Below are 1,364 nucleotides of genomic sequence, written 5' to 3'. Positions count from 1 at the left end.
CCCACGGCCACACCATCAACTGGCCAATCCCCCACAGCCGACCCATCGACCTCCCCACCTACCCCTTCCAGCACCAGCACTACTGGATCAACCCCACCAGCGACAGCCGGACGCACCTCTCCGGCGCGGGTCTCTCGGCCGCCGGCCACCCGCTGCTGGGCGCTGCTGTGGAGCTGGCAGGTACGGACACGCACCTGTTCACGGGACGGCTGTCTCTCCAGAGCCACCCCTGGCTGGCGGACCACGCCGTGGCCGGAACCGTGCTGCTGCCCGGCACCGGGTTCCTCGAACTCGCCCTCCAGGCCGGTCACCATGTCGGCTGCGACACCGTAGAGGAACTGACCCTCGAAGCCCCGCTGGTCCTTCCTGAACGGGGCGGGGTCGACGTGCAGATGAACGTGGGCGCGCCCGACGACTCGGGACGGCGTGAGCTGAACCTGCACTCACGTGCGCAGGACGCCGACCGCGACGAGCCGTGGACCCGGCATACCACCGGCACCCTGACCCCGGCACAGCAGTCCCCGGGGCCGGACGCCGGCCTGAGCGCGTGGCCGCCGGCCGGGGCCGAGCCGGTGGAGGTCGAGGGTTACTACGACCGGCTTGCCGAGCAGGGCTATGGCTACGGCACCGCCTTCCACGGCCTGCGGGCGGCGTGGCGGCGCGGTGATGAGGTGTTCGCCGAGGTCGCGCTGCCGGAGGAGGAGTCCGCTGACGCCGCGGACTACGGAATCCACCCGGCGCTGATGGACGCGGCGCTGCACGCGCTGGGTCTGGGCGTGCTGCCTGCGGCGGGCGAGGGACGGGCGCGGCTGCCTTTCTCCTGGAATGGTGTGACTCTGCACGCGGCGGGCGCCGCCGCGCTGAGGGTGCGCGTGGCGCCGCTCGGGGACGCCGAGGACACGGTGTCGGTCACCGTGGCCGACTCAGCCGGAGCGCCCGTCGCCACGGCCGAGTCGCTGGTCGTACGGCCGGTGGTCACGGCGCAGTTGGACGCGGCCGGTTCGTCCTTGAACGACAGCCTGTTCCGTGTCGACTGGGTGACACCCCCGGCAGGGTCCTCCTCTGTCAAGGCCCGGCGCTGGGCGGTCCTCGGGCCGGACCCGCTGAAGGTGGGGCAGTCGCTGGAGGAGACCGGCGCGACGGTGTTCGCTGCCGACCACCTGGACTCCGTGACCACGCTGGACGCCGCTCCGGACGTGGTGGTCGTGCCGTACGCTCCTCAGCTGAGCAGCACCGACAAGCTCGCCGCGCGAGTGCATGAGGTGCTGTACGGGGTGCTGGAGCTGGTTCAGGGATGGCTGGCGGACGAGCGTTTCGCCGACTCCCGGCTCGTACTGCTCACCCGCAACGCCGTCGTCACCTCA

The 1,364-nt window shown here is 71.8% G+C and carries 1 protein-coding gene; it reads left to right on the top strand.

What is annotated here, in order from left to right:
• Positions 1–1,364, top strand: a 1,364-nt coding sequence (locus tag AB0E67_RS36470; protein ID WP_362035164.1) for a polyketide synthase dehydratase domain-containing protein, incomplete at both ends; no start/stop codon positions are given.

Source organism: Streptomyces sp. NPDC032161 (assembly GCF_040636995.1).
In the GTDB taxonomy this organism is placed as follows: Bacteria; Actinomycetota; Actinomycetes; order Streptomycetales; family Streptomycetaceae; genus Streptomyces.
Note: the sequence above shows the minus strand (reverse complement) of the source record. Positions and strands in the feature narration are given on the sequence as shown.